We start from the raw sequence: 17,103 nt of genomic DNA, 5'->3' as shown, positions 1-17,103 counted from the left end.
GAGAATCCTGGCGGGCAAATTGGGAAAATATCCGAACGATCTTTAGCTATCCTGCTGAAATACGTCATGCGATTTATACAACAAATGCAATTGAATCATTGAATAGCGTGATTCGCCATTCAACTAAAAAGAGAAAGATCTTCTCTTCTGATGATTCAGTGAAAAAGGTCATTTATTTAGCAACTTCAAATGCTGCTAAAAAATGGACCATGCCAATTCAAAATTGGCGTTTAGCGATGAATTGGTTTACGATTCAGTTCGATGATCGATTAAAAGATCATTTATAAAAAATGGAACTTACACAAAATAATTTACAGGCTCATATAATTTTATGAAATTTAAAATTCCAGAATTCTTAAAGAAAAAATCTTTTACTATATTATGGGAACTCCAGTAGTTCTATATCTGCTTTTATCAGTAATTTCAAATTTAATCGGTTGCCTAGTACCTGAGAGTTACTGTTTTGCTGGATCAGATAAATTGGTTGATGTTCTCACTATTTCAGCATACGTGATACCAATTATTTTAATTATTGTTGCCTTCAATATCGGCGGTAAAAAACTTACCTATTACTTGCTTGTAACATGTAAATGCTGTGACAAAACTATCTCAATGATCACTAGAATCTAGCTCATCCACTTTTATACAGGCTTGCATCTTAGAAAGGCATCCGTCACTTTCTGTGAATATATTTTGGCTCAGTAAAAGCCTATGATGTGTAACCCTTAATATCCACGTGTTGCGCCATCCGGATTACGTGGATCAGAATAGCCATAGATGCCATCTGGCAGAATTTGGATGGTTTGGGTTCTGCCCATGGTAGATTTCTGCACAATTTTATGACCTTTTTGCTTTAATAATTCGAGGGTATCTGCACTGATGCCTTTTTCTACACGGATTTCGTCCGGTAACCACTGGTGATGAATTCGTGGTACCGCTGCCACTTCAGCTGGGTTCATCTGAAAATCGATGCTATTGATCAGGGTTTGTAGCACGGTACTGATAATTCGGGAACCTCCCGGGCTGCCAGTGACCAGCCAAGCTTTCTGATTTTTTAATACAATTGTGGGTGTCATTGAAGACAGTGGACGTTTATAGGGAGCAATGGCATTGGCATCTCCGCCAATTAAACCAAAAGCATTCTCTACACCGTGTTTGGCTGAAAAATCATCCATTTCATTGTTGAGTAAAATGCCGGTACCTGCTGCGACAATGCCACTGCCAAAGTTGAAATTCAGGGTATAGGTCACCGAAACCGCATTGCCGTGTTGATCGGTTACTGAATAATGTGTGGTTTGGTCACTTTCATAGGGGATTGGGTTGTTGGGCTGAATGGAGGCCGAAGGACGGGCTGTGGTAGCTGAAATCTGCTGAGCCAGCATTTTCGCATATGGCTTTGAACTAAGACCTGCCACAGGCACATGCACAAAATCAGGGTCTCCCAGATATTTAGACCGGTCGGCATAGGCCAGTTTCATGCTTTCGGCCAGATAATGCAGGGTCTGGGCACTATTTGCTCCCCACTGTTGCAAGGGGAATTGTTCCAAAATATTCAGCATTTGTACTAGATGTACACCGCCGGAACTTGGCGGTGGCATGGTGACAATCTGATAGCCTTTATAATTGCCCATGATGGGCTGACGTTCGATCACTTTATAAGCATGCAGATCACTTTTTTGCATGATGCCCTGATGCTGCTGAATTTCTGCAATAATTTTGTCGCCGATTTCACCACGGTAAAACACGAGGCTACCCTGTTGGCTAATTAATCGCAAGGAATGTGCCAAATCCTGCTGAACCAATCGTTCACCATAGCGTAAGGGGCGATTCTCTTGAAAGAAAATAGCACGTGAACTGGGCCATTTGCCTAATTTATCTTCAGCTGCATTCAGCATTTTGGCCAAAGAATGGCTGACTGGAATGCCATTTTCTGCCAGCTGAATTGCAGGGGCAATCACCTCTGAAAGGGGTAAGCTTCCCCATTTTTTTAGGGCATATTCCAGACCTGCGACTGTGCCAGGAACCCCGATGGCATCATGTGAATACAGTGATTTGCCAGCAATAATATTGCCATTTTCATCCAGATACATATCCCGTGACGCACGACGTGGAGCCATCTCACGAAAATCCAGCGCAATATTTTTACCAGACTGGGTATCATGTACAATCAGAAAACCGCCACCGCCCAGATTACCGGCATGCGGTAAAACCACTGCCAAGGTAAATCCAACGGCAACGGCGGCATCAACCGCATTGCCACCGCGTTTCAGAATGTCCAGACCGACCTGACTGGCGATTTCATGTTCGGAGGCCACCATGCCATTTTGTGCCCGAACCGGATGGAAAATGTCATTGTCATAATCATAACTGCTGAGCGTTGCCTGATTGAGTGCCGTATTTGCATAAAGTTCAGTGGAAAGACAACAAAGTGTGGCCAAGCTGAGTTTCAGGGCAAAACGGATCAACATAATATTTCTCAAGCATACGAACAGTCGAAGCCACACAGCATTCAGCACACTATCCGCGCGCCGTTTTGGGGCGCCTTAGTATATGCTGAAATTCATATCCGGTTGAGGCTTGAAAGAAAAAGCAGGTCAGGACAATGCCGTAAAAGACCATGAAATCATCAGATCGCTCAGTGATGATTTTCTCACAAGCGAATTTTTCAATCAGCATTCAGCAGTTCAGCCTGTTTTTTCAGCATAGTTTTTGAAGCACTACCGAATTTTTAATTTCATTTTTTCTGATTGTAAAATACGACCAGTAATACCGCGACTATGATCAGTATCACAACTATTACATATCTTTCCATAGGTTCACCTGTAAGTAATCGGTGGTCTTAAGTCCGAGAGTCTAATCTCAAAACTATTTTTATAGTAATCCGGAGCTGATTCTAAATCAGACCGTAATTTAGCTTTAGTGTATTCAGCTGGTGATAGCCTTAATAGCGATGGAATGTAATTGGATTTGTATGCTATAGGGTATCTTTGTTTAATTTCCGTCAGGGTAAAGCCTAATTTTTTAGTGCTTTGAATCAGTTTGAGTTGCTGTAAGTTTTGTTCAGTATAATCTTTATAACTATTGCTCCTAATAAGTGGTTTAATTAATTCCAGTTTTTCATAAAATCGGATGGTATCCCGACTGAGATTGGTGTGTTGTGCTAATTCTCCGACTAGCATCATAATCTCCACATCTTCTGTATAAAAACACTTGACTCTAGAGTGTAGTCCATACTTTATCTTAAGCATGAATCAATCAACAGAGTGCCATTCTATGCAAGGCTTAAACCAAACAGCATGGGTGATTTGGGCAACAGGATTTATCGGTAAATTTTTAACGGCACAATTACTCAAAGAAAATTATCAAGTGTTTGCCATGTGCCGTAATCTCCGTCAACAAGAAGCTCAATTACGGGACTGGTTAAATTCATCCGGTGCTGACTGTAAAAAATTAATCTGTATTCAAGGTAATGTTACACAAACTGATTTAGGGATTTCTGAGCATGACTGGCAGCAATTAAAAACCGTCGATTATCTGTTTAATACTGCTGCTTTATTTACCTTTGGTGTCTGTCAACATGTTGGTAAATTCAATGATTAAAGCATACAAGGATGACCAAACGACAGGTCAGGAAATCTTGATTGCTAGCCAAGAGCAAATTTGTTTTCAAAAACTCGTTGAAATTATTTCAGCGCAATTACACGTCAATAGTCCTCGACATTTTATTTCTATCCGGTTGCTAAAATGTCTACTGCAATGGAAGTGGTTGGCAAAAAAAATAGATTTATCAACAGAAATGTTAAATTTTTTAAGAACCGAAACACTGGATTTAAATACATTTAAACAGCTAGATCGGACTTGGAATACTCCAGCAACCGATCTGAAAAAAACCATTGAAAATAACGCAATATGGGTAAGCCAACACCAGGTTTAAGTAGAGTATCATCCACTATCTCACTGCAATGTGTAGACCTATATCCATGTTGCGGTCGGGTTATTGAATCGAAGTTTTATAATGTGTTCATTCTGGGCATTTTGGAACATCCATCCTGTTGATATTCAATATTAAAGCAATAGACAATCAACCTGAGACGCCAGATGGATTTTCTATTTTCATGCCCGGAGTATAGAACGTGAACTTTGCCTGTATGCGAATAAAGACATTAAGCTCTTTTTAAAGCTTCTGTCGGTTGAAGGTGTTTAGCTGGATAACGGAAGCTGGCACCACGGTGCTTCTCTGGAAGCAACGGCCCGTGGCCAAACAGTTTTTCACGTAATGTCCCTTCCGTATATTCAGTTTGATATACGCCACGGTGCTGAAGTTCCGGGACTACAAACTCAACCACATCTTCAAAGGTTTGATGTGCCAGGATGTAGGCCAGATTGAAACCGTCAATATCGGTATCTTGTACCCATTCTTGCAAACGGTCTGCCACTGTTGAGGCTGAACCGACAATTACCGGACCATTGCCACCGACACTGATAAATTTAGCAATCTCTTCAATCGTCCAAACTTTATCTGGGTCGGCTTTGACATAGGAATCCAGCATGGACTGAATGGCATTGGTATGGATATATTCCACTTGATCTTCTGCCTGGAATTGTGAAAAGTCTACACCTGACCAGCCTGAAGCCAGTGTTAGTCCACCATGATAGCTGCCATATTGCTGGTATTCTTTAAATTTTAATTGTGCTTTTTCATCGGTTTCATCGACCACAATTGAAAGCATGGTATAGATCAGAATTGAATGAGGATCACGGCCTTCATCGGCCAGTTTACTGCGGATTCCCTCAACCAGTTTTTTTACTGCGGCTTTGGTCGGTGCAGAAATGAATACACATTCTGCATTTTGGCTGGCAAACTTCTGACCGCGACTAGAGGCACCAGCTTGATAAAGCACGGGGGTGCGCTGTGGAGACGGTTCACAGATATGAATGCCGGGCACAGTAAAATATTCACCCTGATGTTCAATGGGATGCACTTTAGTGTGATCAGCAAAAATGCCTTTTTCCTTGTCACGCAGCACCGCATCCTGTTCCCAAGAACCTTCCCAAAGTTTATACAGGACTTCCAGGTATTCATCGGCTATATCATAGCGGTTGTCATGGCTAACCTGTGTTTTCAGCCCGAGGTTTTTGGAACCACTTTCTAAATAGGACGTTACGATGTTCCAGCCGGCGCGGCCTTTGGTTAAATGATCCAGTGTGCTCATGCGGCGCGCAAAGGGGTAAGGGTGCTCAAATGAGATGGAAGTTGTCACCCCAAAGCCTAGGTGTTTGGTTACAGCAGCCATCGCAGGAACGATTTGTAGAGGGTCATTCACTGGAACTTGAACCGCACCTGTCAGCGCATGTTCAGCTGACTGGTGATAGACATCATAAATACCCAGGACATCGGCAATAAAGATACCGTCAAATTTACCGCGTTCCAAAATTTGTGCTAAGTTTGTCCAGTATTCCAAGTCTTTGTATTCAGTCGAACGATCGAGCGGGTGCCGCCATAATCCCGGGGATTGGTGGGCAATACAGTTCATTTCGAAGGCATTAAATCTAATTTTCTTGCTCATACTTATCTACAGTAATATTAAAATTTTTAATAATTTTAATAAAAAAATATTGAGACTTTTAATAAGAAAAATATCAATATTTATCACAATGCCTGTTTATGAAAATAAAGTATTTAGTAATGAGACCTCTTTCATAAACCAAAACATACAACTTTGGGGTAATTATCTGTACCGAAAGTCTTGTAGGATTTATACATCATCTATGGATGATATATGGATATAAAAATTTTTCTGACCCTCGGTTCAAGTGATACATGGTTATCTCCTGGTCAGCTTTTTATTTAATACTTGATCAATTACAGAAGCCTATCCCATCTGAAGGCAGATCACCCAAGTGAAGCTTAGACAATCAGGTTTTTCTTTATCTTTGCTAAATGTTATCGAAATAAAGGGAAAATACTCGATTTTAGATTTAATTTAATCGCTGGAATTTACAACATGAAACTGAGTAAAAAATGCTCCATTAAAGCAGTCTATTCTTTCTTGTTATCCTTTATATGAAAATATGAAATTCTAAGAATAAATACTACATAACATTTTAATTAAAATGATTTGTTTCGCTTATTAAATTATAAATAGTCTTTAAAAATAATGTTAGCTTTTATCCATTATATATAGGGTAACTAGAGCATTTTATAATGACATCCAAAATTGAAATAAATCTGAAACATGCAGACAATATTCCAAAAGATTTTTATCAACATGACCAATTGGCACATGTTATACAGTCAGATGAAGAAGCAATTGAAGTGGCGCAGCAGCTGGCGGCTGTTTTTGCCAAAGAGGCGTCCAAACGTGATCATGAACGCCTTCTACCCTTGCAGGAAGTGCAGCAGTATTCAGCTTCAGGCTTATGGGGAATTACGATTCCAAAGCAGTTTGGTGGTGCAGGGGTTAGCTATAAAACTCTTGCAGAAGTGGTAAAAATTATTTCCAGTGCAGATTCCTCATTGGGTCAAATAGCACAGAACCATTGGGCCTTTTTGGAACATATCCGTCTGGATGCCAGTTCAGAACAGCAGGCATTCTTCTTTGACCAGGTGCTAAAAGGACAGCGTTTTGGCAATGCCTTTTCAGAAAAAGGCTCAAAAACAGTGGCAGATCTGAGCACCAAAATCGAGTTCAAGGATGACCATGCGGTGATTAACGGCCAGAAATTCTTTGCTACTGGTGCACTGCTGGCACACTGGATTCCTGTGGTTGCGGTCAGTGATGAAGGCAAGCCATTTGCAGCACTGGTGCCACAGCATACACCGGGTTTAACCATTGTGAATGACTGGAGTGGTTTTGGCCAGCGTACCACTGTGAGTGGTTCAGTACTTCTAGACAATGTACAAGTCGATCTGAAATATGTTGTGCCGATCTATCAGGCATTTGAACGTCCTACGGCAGCAGGAGCAATTTCACAATTTATCCAGTCTGCTATTGATGCGGGTATTGCGCGCGGTGCAATTAACGAAACCATTGCTTATGTACGCCAGCATGCACGTCCGTGGATTGACTCTGGTCTGGAACAGGCCGTGCAAGACCCGTACACCATTGCCAATATCGGTGAATTAAAAATCAAGCTGCGTGCGGCCGAAGCAGTTCTGGCTTTAGCCGGTGAAGCGATTGACCGTGCTTTGGAAAACCCGACGGAAGATACGGTATCTAAAGCGACGTTAATTACGGCCGAATCGAAGGTACTGACCACTGAAATTGCCCTGTTGGCTGCCAATAAGCTGTTTGAACTGTCTGGCACACGCTCAACACTTTCTGAATTGAACCTAGACCGTCACTGGCGCAATGCACGCACACATACTTTACATGACCCTGTACGCTGGAAATTTAATATCGTCGGGAATTATTACCTGAATGATGTTCCACCACCGCGTCATGCATGGAGCTAAAAGGAAAAATATTATGACTCTTCAAGCCAATCAAAACTTATCTCTGGGTGCAGATTACCAACAGGTTGCGGCTAAATTCCGCCCGATTTTTCAACGAATTGCAGATGGTGCGCTGGAGCGTGAAAAGACCCGCACACTCCCGTATGAACCAATTCAGTGGCTGAAGCAAGCCGGTTTTGGTGCGATTCGCGTACCCACTGCTTTTGGCGGTGACGGTGTATCGCAGAAACAGCTGTTTCAACTGCTGATTGAACTGGCAAAAGCCGACTCCAATGTGGCTCAAGCATTACGCGGCCATTTTGCCTTTGTCGAAGATCGCTTAACTGCCAATAAAACTCAATCTCAAAACCTCTGGTTTCAGCGCTTTGTACGGGGTGAAATCGTTGGAAATGCCTGGACGGAAATCGGCAAAGTTGAAATTGGCGATGTGGTGACCCGTGTCACTGAAAATCCACAGGGCCAGCTGGTGGTGAATGGTCAGAAATACTATTCCACTGGAACCATCTTTGCCGATTGGATCGACTTATTTGCCTGGGATGAAACCACGAATCAGCATGTGATTGCTGCGGTGTCGACTCAAGTGCCAGGCATTCAAGTGGTGGATGACTGGAACGGTTTTGGCCAAAAAACCACAGGCAGTGGTACCTTGACCATTCAGCAGGTTGACATCAACCGTGATCATATTTTGCCATTTGAAGAACGCTTTAAATACCAAACTGCCTTCTATCAAGTGGTGCATTTAGCAACCTTGGTCGGTATTGCACAAAGTGCTGTAGAAGCATTTACTCAAGAAGTCCGCAAGCGCACCCGTATTTTCAGTCATGGCAATGCGGATTTGGTCCGCGACGATGCACAAATCCTGCAAGTGATTGGTAAAGCGTCTGCACAGGCTTATGCGGCTGAAGCGATTGCTTTGCGTACTGCTGAAGCACTGGATGGTGCCTATATCAGTCATTTTCAGAATAATGCGGCGGCTGATCAGCAGACAAATGACCGTGCTGAACTGGAGTCTTCACAAGGGCAGGTGGTCATTTCAGAGCTGGTACTGAATTTGACTACAGAGCTGTTCAATGCACTGGGTGCCTCTGCCAGCACTACCGAAAAGCAGCTGGACCGCTTCTGGCGCAATGCCCGTGTTGTGTCTTCTCATAATCCACTGATCTATAAACAGAAAGTCATTGGTGACTGGGTAGTGAATCAGGCACCTTTGCCTTATGTTTGGCAGATCGGCAACAGTCCGGTAGCTAAAAAGCAGGAAATTGCAGCATAAATATGATTTAAAAGATTTAAATAAAACCGCATTGATATGCGGTTTTATTTTATTGAGAGGCTCGAAAAATATAATCTCAGCTTTATTTTAATTCATGTATTTCAGATATTTTTAAATCTTATTTTCTATCTTAGTTTCCAGAATTAAACCTGACCAAAGCCGTTCCAGTCGTCAATGATGGTTACACCTGCAGCATCATGCGGAATCAGTATGCAGGCTGGGTTGCCATTCAGATCGGTCATCCTGACATCCACCCAGTCAGCATACAGGCTGCTGGTGGTATAGTATTTTTGCCATTCAGCACCACAGTCCCGTTTTTTCATTGTGCAAGATGCGTGCTAAATTGTTCAATGGACTCTTTACCGCCTTCCGACCAGGCACTGCCAACTGTTCCACCTTTGTCGATATATTGCAGCCATAACGCTTTAAAAGCCTCATTCTGGCTCAGCAGCAGATCTTCAGTAAAGCCAAAATGCACACGCAATGCCTGAGGTAAATTGGCATCTGCCTGTGCGAGTAATCAGCAGGGTAAACAGTTCTGGAAGGGTGGTATCAAAATCATGATAAGCCTGCATACAGCCGCTGATAGCGGAATGTTGATGATTTATCTGGAGCAAAAAAGAGCACCCGAAAGTGCTCTCATGCTGCATGCTTCCGCACACATTTAGAATGAATGGAACATTAATGAAAAACGGTTTCCAACGCCTTTAAGCCGACTTTAGGGTCGAGCAGGCCATTATAAATGTCTGGGATTTCACGTTCTACGCCAAAAAACTCGTAAATGGCAATCATGGCACCACGTACTGAATATTCCACGGTAAACACTACATCCTCTTCAATTTCCACAAACTGGCCTAAGAATGCAAAGTTTTGCGAGCCTTGAGGGATGACTAAAGGGCGATCGCCAGGTTTACGGCAGGCGAACAAGGCAGATGCATAGGGCATCATGGCCGTGGTAATGTCGGTGCTTTGCAGCACATGGTCTAAAATGTCATCAAAACCGAGCTGCTTGACCAGTTCCGTTAAAATCTCTTTGCCTGTCGCTTGTGACATGGGCTTTTTGATGTAATCGCCTGTATGGTCAATTTGGAAACCGTAGCCCCAAAGGGTGTACACGCCTTCAGGCAAATCGGCAAAATGCGGCTGTGCCGGAACAACAATAGATAAATGCCAGCCAGACTCAAACCAAGTCATCAGTGCACCTGTACCCGGCTCATTACCGGTATAGTCAATGATGCGTTTTAACAGTACCTCATCTTTCATGGTCAGGGTAAAAGACTCCCATTTATGTTCATCGACATTGCCATAAAAGGTCATGGGACGGCCAAAATCCGGTGCCTTTTTAGCCAATGTATCCCACAATGTCCAGCCATGATCCAAACGGTCACGAATTAATGCAGGTACATCATCCTTGCCGCCATAGCGAGAATCTGCAGTAATCGAACCTAGGGTGAAAATAGCCAAGTCATGCGCTTTCAGCTCAATCTGCTCCGTGCCTTCAGGCAGTTTGACATACAGGCGTGTAGCACGGCGCTCTTGTGTGTCTGTATCGGTCATGAAGTCTGCATCTGTTACATAATTACCAAAGCGCACATCGACACCTTGCTCCACCAGCCAGCGTTGTAGCGGCAGAATCATCGAATCATACTGATTGTATTTGGTGCGCTTTACCCCTGCGAGTGTATGAATGCGCGGCAGCTCTTGAATGAAGCGCAAAAAATAGCGGCGTAGTTCGGCGGCGCTATGCCATTTTTGAAAGGCGAATGTCGTGCGCCACATGCGCCAGAAGTTGGTTTCAAAAAATGTCTCATCAAAAAATTCATCAATACGGCGACTACCGATTTTCTCTTCTTTAGATGCCAATAAGCGCAGCATTTGCGCACGGTGCAGGGTATTGAGGCCTAGTTTTGCGGCATCGGCAATGACATGCTGCGCATCAATTAAACGCGCTTGGGCATGTGTTTTCACCTGTTCATTAAACTCACGGCATTCTTCACGTACGGAAATTTCAGGGTTTTCCAAAGAGGGAATACTGGAAAATAAATCCCAAAGGCATAAATAGGTTTCATCGGTCAGCATGCGTCCACCCCGTGTGACCCAAGCCTGTGCAGCATTGGGAGTAGGGCCGCCGTCCATTGATCCACCTGAAATATCCAGTTCTTCCAAAATATGAATATTTTTTGCAGGTACTTTGGCATCACGGATTGCAAAGGCCGCTGCTGCCATACCAGCAATACCGCCCCCGATAATCCAAAGATGGGATTGCTGTGCATCTAACCCATAGCGTTTGTTATTTTGCATTATTAGCCCCTCGTTTAATTAATATGATGTGCAAACGGTTTTAACACCATAAATTTAGTATGCTTTTTTATATATGAAAAATGTATTGAATATAAAGTTATTTATCCACAATTTTTGTAATTAAAGATTTACTTATTATGGTTTTTATGAATGCTTAACGGACATTAAATGATTTTAATTTATAATTAAACTATTGAATTAAAATACTTATTTGGTTATTGCTCTATATTATTTTTCAAAATAAAGATTTTGAGATAATTCACAAGTGTATTTAAATTTATAATAAAAATCTATCATTAATGTGAAAGGCTTGGTCTATACGGTTTTCAAAGCTGGCTCTGCTGTTGTCGCACTGAATTATTAGATCAAATCAGGAAGATATCATCTTTGAATGGTATCTCGACATCAGTGAGTCATAAAATTATTCAGCTTCAGGGGATATGCAATAAAGTCACTGATGCCGGTTTTACTTTTCATTAATAATTCAGTACACAGACTAAAGAAACTTTAAAAACAGGTTTCGATGTGGGCTGTCTTGCGGCAACAGTTCCAGCAGGCGCTGTACGGCATCTATCCGTTCAGGGGCACGACCAATAATCCGCAGCAGCTGATCAATATCCTGCATTTGATAAATTAACTGGCTCAGTCGCGCATCAAAACTATTGCGCCAGATAGTTAAAAATGGACTTTCGGATTTGCTTAAAAAACTTCCTTTATACAAATTGAAAGTACTGGCAAGAAGACCCGCATTCAACGATTGTTCTGCCCGTAAAAAGTCGTATTGAATTTCACAGCTCAATTTGTAAATACGCGGTTCAATACAGTTGGGCAGCAGGTTACGCAGTTGGGAAAGTTCAGCTTTAAGGGTCTTGATACTGACATCACGTTCGCCATACAAGGCATAATGCAGTTCGTCTAGACTGATGCCGTATGGATGCAGGACCAAAATACACAGAATCTCAATCTGCCGGTGAGTCAGGCTTAAAACATGCTGATTAAACTGAATCCACGGCGTGCCCAGCGCTTGAATATACAGGACATTTTTTTGTTCAAACTGGATGGCACGCTGTACCAAATCTGCACAGCGCTCTACCGCAAGCAAGCCAAGCGGCGTATGTTTTTTATATTTGGTTGAAAGGTTAATAATGCCATGAAACTGGCCAGAGTACGGATCTAAAATGGGGGCTGCATAGCATACCCAGTCACGGACGCTATCCATTTGATTTTCATGCGAGTAAACACAGTTGGAAGTATGGCTGTTTAATGTCAGCCCGATGGCATTGGTTCCAACGGCCTGAGTGGACCAATGTCCGCCTTCAACAAAATGAACCTGTTCAGCCGAAGAGAGCATGGCCGAACTGCTCCATGTCCATAACAAGGTACCCTGATGGTCAGTCAAGCCTATTGCCATGCCGGAATCATCCGCAATTTTCAGCAAATCGGCATAATTATGCTGAATGGAACGGCGGAACAAGGAGGGCTGGGATTCCTGGGGTAAAGTCTATATAGGTCACAGTCTTGGATATACGATTTAACACATGTTCAGCTAAAGCCCATTCATAAGTTTTATGAACTTACTCACTGAACCAAAATTTTCGACGATGAAAACGGCTTAATCAGCCTAATATTCGATAGTTAACTGTTTAAGCTTTGAAATTAATGGTGTTGCATCTTGTTCATGACTTTTTGCGAGAGTCAGTCTTGGATATCCAAGTTTGTTTAATATAGCGATAGGGTGAGTATTTAACCCTGATATCAAGCTATTTAGATAGAATTAGGAAAAGTGAATATCTTGATATTTTCTAATTTTAAGATGAGATAAATTCACATAACGCTTGGAAGACATATTTTTATATCATATTTGGTTTTGGAGATTTTCTGCATCTCATTCAGCATTTTTACTCAAAAATTTAATAATAAAAATAAATAAGTATTTATTATTTATAGATTTATTAGGTTTAAAATATTCAATTTTTAAACGATGAATTAGAGCAGGTTCATCCTCATCAAACTAAAGACGGGCAAAGAATATATAAACATGAATTTTACTCATCTTTTGATTAGACTAAATCATTTTTATTCATCTAATGATTCGCGTATAAATTATCCCATTCATAAATTTTGATTTTATCTCAAAGATTAGGGTAGCGGATCACCATGAGTAAAGAGTTTGCATGTTCAATTAAACGCATTCGTTTTGACGAAAACTATCAGCCAGCAGATAGCACACGTCTGACTACGAATTTTGCCAATTTAGCACGCGGTGAAAGCCGTCAAGAGAATCTGCGCAGAACTTTAGTGATGATCAACAACCGTTTTAATAGCTTGGCAGCTATTGATAATCCGACAGGAGATCGCTATTCACTTGAAATCGATATCATCTCTGCAGAACTAGACGTTGAAGGCAACGGCAAGACTTTTCCATTCATTGAAATGCTGAAAAGTACGATTACCGACCATAAAACCCATGAACGTATTGAAGGCATGATTGGTAACAGTTTTTCATCTTATGTACGTGATTATGACTTTAGCGTTGTATTACCGGCATTGGGCTGTAAAACAGATGAGAAGCCGGAGAACTTTGGTGATTTGCATGGCAAGCTTTATCAACACTTAGTCAATTCAGAGGTCTTTAAAGCAGAGTTTAAAAAACAGCCTGTGATTTGCCTCAGTGTTTCAACCACTAAAACCTATTATCGTACCGCCAATGTGCATCCTGTATTAGGGGTGGAATATAAAAATGATGAATATTCACGCACAGATGACTATTTCAAAAAAATGGGCTTGCGAGTGCGTTATTTCATGCCTGCTCATGCAGTTGCACCTTTGGCGTTTTACTTTAGCGGTGATTTACTGCGTGACTACACCGATTTTGAGCTCATCAGTGCGATTAGCACCATGGAAACTTTCCAAAAGATTTACCGTCCTGAAATTTACAATGCCAACTCGAACGCAGGTTTAGTCTATCAGCCAAGTTTGAACTATCAGGATTATTCATTGACGCAAATTGTCTATGACCGTGTTGAGCGCGGCCAACTGGCAGTCAAACAAGGTCAATGGACTGAAGAAAATTTTATCAAGCCTTACAAAGACATTCTTGAGCAATGGGCTGCAAGCTATGCTGTTGAAAGCCAAGCTGCTTAATTTATTCAATATAGATGATTACTGATTATGAAAATTTTATTACCGACTTCAACAGCGGGCAGCTTACCGAAACCCTCTTGGCTGGCAGAACCTGAAAAACTTTGGTCACCCTGGAAGCTGGAAGGTGAACAACTGCTTGAAGCGAAGCGAGATGCTTTAAGTTTGTCGTTGCATGAACAACTGCAAGCAGGCATTGATATTGTCAGCGATGGTGAACAAACCCGCCAGCACTTTGTGACCACGTTTATTGAACATCTTGAAGGTGTCGATTTTGAGAAACGTGAAACGGTTCGAATCCGTAATCGTTATGATGCAAGCGTGCCTTCAGTGGTGGGAGCAGTATCACGTAAAAAACCGGTGTTCGTGGAAGATGCAAAGTTTTTACGCAGTCAAACCCATCAGCCGATTAAATGGGCGTTACCTGGTCCAATGACCATGATTGATACGCTGTATGATGAGCACTATAAAAGCCGTGAAAAACTGGCATGGGAATTTGCCAAAATTCTTAATCAAGAAGCTTTGGAATTAGAAGCTGCAGGTGTCAATATCATCCAGTTTGATGAACCTGCTTTTAATGTGTTCTTTGATGAAGTGAATGATTGGGGCATTGCAACTTTGGAGCGTGCACTTGAAGGGTTGCAATGTGAAACTGCGGTACACATTTGCTACGGTTACGGCATTAAAGCCAATACCGATTGGAAAAAGACTTTAGGTTCAGAATGGCGTCAATACGAAGAAATTTTCCCGAAATTACAACAGTCTAAAATTGATATCGTATCACTTGAATGCCAAAACTCACGTGTGCCGATGGATCTGATTGAACTGATTCGCGGTAAAAAAGTGATGGTCGGTGCGATTGATGTGGCAACCAATACCATTGAAACCCCAGAACAAGTAGCAGAGATCTTACGTAAAGCATTGCAATTTGTTGATGCAGACAAGCTGTATCCTTCAACCAACTGCGGTATGACACCTTTATCTCGTCAAGTCGCTCGCGGCAAACTTGAAGCATTAAACGCAGGTGCTGCGATTGTTCGTCAAGAGCTTGGTGCTTAACACGAAGTGTGGCTAAATCAGAGCAGGGCGAATGATCCCTAAATCATTTGCCATACTTGAGTCTAGGTACGTCATAAATACATTTGAGATAGAAGAGATGATTGAAGCAACTGACTTTAGAAATGCAATGTCCTTGTTAACCACTGCTGTGAATGTAATCACAACACAAGGTACGGCAGGGATGCATGGTTTTACTGCATCAGCCGTATGCAGTGTGACCGATACACCGCCCTCATTGCTGGTCTGTATGAATCAATCTTCTCGCTCACATGCACATTTTATTGAAAATAAAGTGCTATCAGTCAATGTGCTCAGCACACAGCATGAACACATCTCTAATGCATTTGCCTCAAGCAAATTCAATTCTGAAGATCGTTTCAAACTTGGTGATTGGACCACACTCGAAACAGGATCACCTGTGTTAGAAGATGCTTTGGTGAGTTTTGATTGTCAGATTGAAGATATTCAAAACGTCGGTACACACAGCATTTTCTTATGTCGTGTCTTAGCGATTAAACAAAGTCAGCAAGAGGAAAGCCTCGTCTATTTTAACCGCGCTTATCATCAAGTCGGTCAATTAGAAACGGCTTAAACGTCCATTGCTTCAATACTCCATTCTTTAAAAGTCAGCATATTGTGGAACTTATTATTTTTTTAGCCATTGGGGCGCTTGCCGGATTTGCAGCAGGGCTCTTTGGTGTCGGGGGTGGAACAATTATTGTCCCGCTCTTATTTATTGTCTTTACCCAAATGGACTATCGTCCTGATGTCATTATGCATTTGGCCTTAGGCACTTCTTTGGCAACCATTGTGGTTACCTCAATCAGCTCATTGATGGCTCACCATAAGAATGGCGCAGTCATATGGCCTATATTTAAAAATCTCGCACCAGGAATGGTGATAGGAGGCTTTGTCGGGGCCGGAATTGCAGGATTACTTTCTGGAATTCATCTTCAGCTGATTGTTGGCGTATTTTTGCTTTGGGTGGCTTACACCATGTTTAGCGGTGCCAGACAAGTGGTAGATACCCATAAAGTACTGCCTTCATCGCCTAAACAATTAGGTGCAGGCGCTGGGATTGGTGTAGCTTCTGCAATTTTTGGTATCGGCGGTGGCAGCTTAACTGTGCCTTATTTAAATCATTATGGTGTAGTCATGCAAAAAGCAGTTGGAACCTCAGCTGCATGTGGTTTACCTATTGCAATTGCTGGTGCTTTGGGATTTATGATTTTTGGTATGAATGCCCACACCGCTGTGCCCAATAGTATTGGCTTTGTACATATTTATGCCTTTTTAGGCATTAGCCTGATGAGTTTCTTTACAGCAAAATTTGGTGCAAAAGCAGCACATGCATTATCACCACAAATGCTGAAAAAATGTTTTGCCATATTGCTGATTATCGTTGGATGTTTTTTCCTTTTTAAAGGACTGCGTTGAAACATATTTATTCTTCAGTATGATGAAAAAGCTCATGGAATATGGGCTTCTGTATTTTTTGCAATAGCTAGAATGATTGCCTGAGACGCAGTTGTCTTATTATGACTGAGATAACTTGGTGTTGAGCCATTAAGAATCATTGAATAGCCAGACTGAAATTTGACTTGCTGAAACAAGGACGAAATGTGCTGAAAAAAAATAATTTCACAAAATAGTAGACTGTATTGCTATGTACTTTATACGGAATGATTTAACCCATTTTTGTATGAATTTGACCAATCAAATCTAAGAAATATGGGGGAAATTTAGATGAAATTTTAAAAGTGAAAAGCCGGAAATTTTATATTTATTGATTCTACAGACTTTACTATTGTGCTTGGATATCCGGAATATTCTAAAGGACAAGACCTCATTGTGATTCCCAGAATCAGTATTGCAG

At 41.7% G+C, this 17,103-nt stretch carries 13 protein-coding genes and 3 pseudogenes; 9 read left to right on the top strand and 7 right to left on the bottom strand.

What is annotated here, in order from left to right:
- A partial coding sequence (locus FTU91_RS04105) for an IS256 family transposase (RefSeq protein ID WP_033845313.1) occupies positions 1–287 on the top strand: 287 nt, incomplete at its 5' end.
- 244 nt (positions 288–531) lie between these two features.
- Here FTU91_RS04105 and FTU91_RS04100 read toward each other — a convergent pair.
- The 3 genes and pseudogenes from FTU91_RS04100 to FTU91_RS04090 form a co-directional block, all read right to left on the bottom strand.
- Positions 532–624 (bottom strand): annotated as a pseudogene (locus tag FTU91_RS04100) (IS1 family transposase); the annotation flags it as partial.
- A 101-nt stretch (positions 625–725) separates the two neighbouring features.
- The gene (ggt, locus tag FTU91_RS04095; RefSeq protein WP_180081065.1) at positions 726–2,468 is read right to left on the bottom strand and encodes a gamma-glutamyltransferase; all 1,743 of its coding nucleotides are present in this window, start codon (positions 2,466–2,468) and stop codon (positions 726–728) included.
- A gap of 348 nt (positions 2,469–2,816) precedes the next feature.
- A complete protein-coding gene (locus FTU91_RS04090) occupies positions 2,817–3,179 on the bottom strand; it encodes a MerR family transcriptional regulator (RefSeq protein ID WP_180043817.1) in 363 nt (120 codons plus the stop codon).
- A 94-nt stretch (positions 3,180–3,273) separates the two neighbouring features.
- Between FTU91_RS04090 and FTU91_RS16775 the strand changes: the two genes are divergently transcribed.
- Positions 3,274–3,600, top strand: coding sequence for an SDR family oxidoreductase (locus FTU91_RS16775; RefSeq protein ID WP_306423186.1), 327 nt, complete (start codon positions 3,274–3,276; stop codon positions 3,598–3,600).
- Positions 3,578–3,934 (top strand): hypothetical protein, encoded by a 357-nt coding sequence (locus FTU91_RS16770; RefSeq protein WP_306423187.1) that lies wholly within the window; start codon positions 3,578–3,580, stop codon positions 3,932–3,934. The genes FTU91_RS16775 and FTU91_RS16770 overlap by 23 nt, the downstream gene beginning before the upstream one ends.
- A 229-nt stretch (positions 3,935–4,163) precedes the next feature.
- Here the strand turns inward: FTU91_RS16770 and FTU91_RS04080 are convergent, their stop codons facing one another.
- Positions 4,164–5,567 (bottom strand): LLM class flavin-dependent oxidoreductase, encoded by a 1,404-nt coding sequence (locus FTU91_RS04080; RefSeq protein WP_180081063.1) that lies wholly within the window; start codon positions 5,565–5,567, stop codon positions 4,164–4,166.
- Positions 5,568–6,205: 638 nt separating this feature from the next.
- Here FTU91_RS04080 and FTU91_RS04075 point away from each other — a divergent pair.
- Both FTU91_RS04075 and FTU91_RS04070 read left to right on the top strand, forming a co-directional pair.
- Positions 6,206–7,456, top strand: coding sequence for an SfnB family sulfur acquisition oxidoreductase (locus FTU91_RS04075; RefSeq protein WP_180081061.1), 1,251 nt, complete (start codon positions 6,206–6,208; stop codon positions 7,454–7,456).
- 13 nt (positions 7,457–7,469) lie between these two features.
- A complete protein-coding gene (locus FTU91_RS04070) occupies positions 7,470–8,726 on the top strand; it encodes an acyl-CoA dehydrogenase family protein (RefSeq protein ID WP_180081059.1) in 1,257 nt (418 codons plus the stop codon).
- Between the two features lie 149 nt (positions 8,727–8,875).
- On the opposite strand, the pseudogene FTU91_RS16535 reads toward FTU91_RS04070, so the two are convergent.
- The 3 genes and pseudogenes from FTU91_RS16535 to FTU91_RS04050 all read right to left on the bottom strand — a co-directional run.
- Positions 8,876–9,298 (bottom strand): annotated as a pseudogene (locus FTU91_RS16535) (monooxygenase); the annotation flags it as partial.
- Between the two features lie 109 nt (positions 9,299–9,407).
- Positions 9,408–11,027, bottom strand: a complete 1,620-nt coding sequence (locus FTU91_RS04055) for an oleate hydratase (protein ID WP_180043804.1) — start codon at positions 11,025–11,027, stop codon at positions 9,408–9,410.
- A 496-nt stretch (positions 11,028–11,523) separates the two neighbouring features.
- Positions 11,524–12,537: pseudogene (locus tag FTU91_RS04050) on the bottom strand (transcriptional regulator); the annotation flags it as partial.
- 647 nt (positions 12,538–13,184) lie between these two features.
- On the opposite strand from FTU91_RS04050, the gene FTU91_RS04045 reads away from it, so the two are divergent.
- The 4 genes from FTU91_RS04045 to FTU91_RS04030 all read left to right on the top strand — a co-directional run bounded on the left by FTU91_RS04045 (position 13,185) and on the right by FTU91_RS04030 (position 16,664).
- Positions 13,185–14,171 carry a DUF1852 domain-containing protein gene (locus FTU91_RS04045; protein ID WP_180043802.1) on the top strand — a complete coding sequence of 329 codons (987 nt, stop codon included), beginning with the start codon at positions 13,185–13,187 and terminating at the stop codon, positions 14,169–14,171.
- A 27-nt stretch (positions 14,172–14,198) separates the two neighbouring features.
- A complete protein-coding gene (locus FTU91_RS04040) occupies positions 14,199–15,227 on the top strand; it encodes a methionine synthase (protein WP_180081058.1) in 1,029 nt (342 codons plus the stop codon).
- A 97-nt stretch (positions 15,228–15,324) separates the two neighbouring features.
- The gene (locus tag FTU91_RS04035) at positions 15,325–15,819 is read left to right on the top strand and encodes a flavin reductase family protein (protein ID WP_086195015.1); all 495 of its coding nucleotides are present in this window, start codon (positions 15,325–15,327) and stop codon (positions 15,817–15,819) included.
- Positions 15,820–15,863: 44 nt separating this feature from the next.
- Entirely contained in the window at positions 15,864–16,664 is an 801-nt protein-coding gene (locus tag FTU91_RS04030; protein ID WP_180043798.1) for a sulfite exporter TauE/SafE family protein, read from the top strand.
- Positions 16,665–17,103: the final 439 nt, after the last annotated feature.

This window comes from Acinetobacter sp. YH12201 (assembly GCF_013418145.1).
Taxonomy (GTDB): Bacteria; Pseudomonadota; Gammaproteobacteria; order Pseudomonadales; family Moraxellaceae; genus Acinetobacter.
Note: the sequence above shows the minus strand (reverse complement) of the source record. Positions and strands in the feature narration are given on the sequence as shown.

Excerpts from the sequence above, each read along its gene's own strand:
- FTU91_RS04080 (WP_180081063.1), bottom strand. The coding sequence starts at position 5,567 with ATGAGCAAGAAAATTAGATTTAATGCCTTCGAAATGAACTGTATTGCC.
- FTU91_RS16775 (WP_306423186.1), top strand. The coding sequence starts at position 3,274 with ATGCAAGGCTTAAACCAAACAGCATGGGTGATTTGGGCAACAGGATTT.
- FTU91_RS04045 (WP_180043802.1), top strand. The coding sequence starts at position 13,185 with ATGAGTAAAGAGTTTGCATGTTCAATTAAACGCATTCGTTTTGACGAA.
- FTU91_RS04055 (WP_180043804.1), bottom strand. The coding sequence starts at position 11,027 with ATGCAAAATAACAAACGCTATGGGTTAGATGCACAGCAATCCCATCTT.
- FTU91_RS16770 (WP_306423187.1), top strand. The coding sequence starts at position 3,578 with ATGTTGGTAAATTCAATGATTAAAGCATACAAGGATGACCAAACGACA.
- FTU91_RS04075 (WP_180081061.1), top strand. The coding sequence starts at position 6,206 with ATGACATCCAAAATTGAAATAAATCTGAAACATGCAGACAATATTCCA.
- FTU91_RS04090 (WP_180043817.1), bottom strand. The coding sequence starts at position 3,179 with ATGCTAGTCGGAGAATTAGCACAACACACCAATCTCAGTCGGGATACC.
- FTU91_RS04040 (WP_180081058.1), top strand. The coding sequence starts at position 14,199 with ATGAAAATTTTATTACCGACTTCAACAGCGGGCAGCTTACCGAAACCC.
- ggt (WP_180081065.1), bottom strand. The coding sequence starts at position 2,468 with ATGTTGATCCGTTTTGCCCTGAAACTCAGCTTGGCCACACTTTGTTGT.
- FTU91_RS04035 (WP_086195015.1), top strand. The coding sequence starts at position 15,325 with ATGATTGAAGCAACTGACTTTAGAAATGCAATGTCCTTGTTAACCACT.
- FTU91_RS04070 (WP_180081059.1), top strand. The coding sequence starts at position 7,470 with ATGACTCTTCAAGCCAATCAAAACTTATCTCTGGGTGCAGATTACCAA.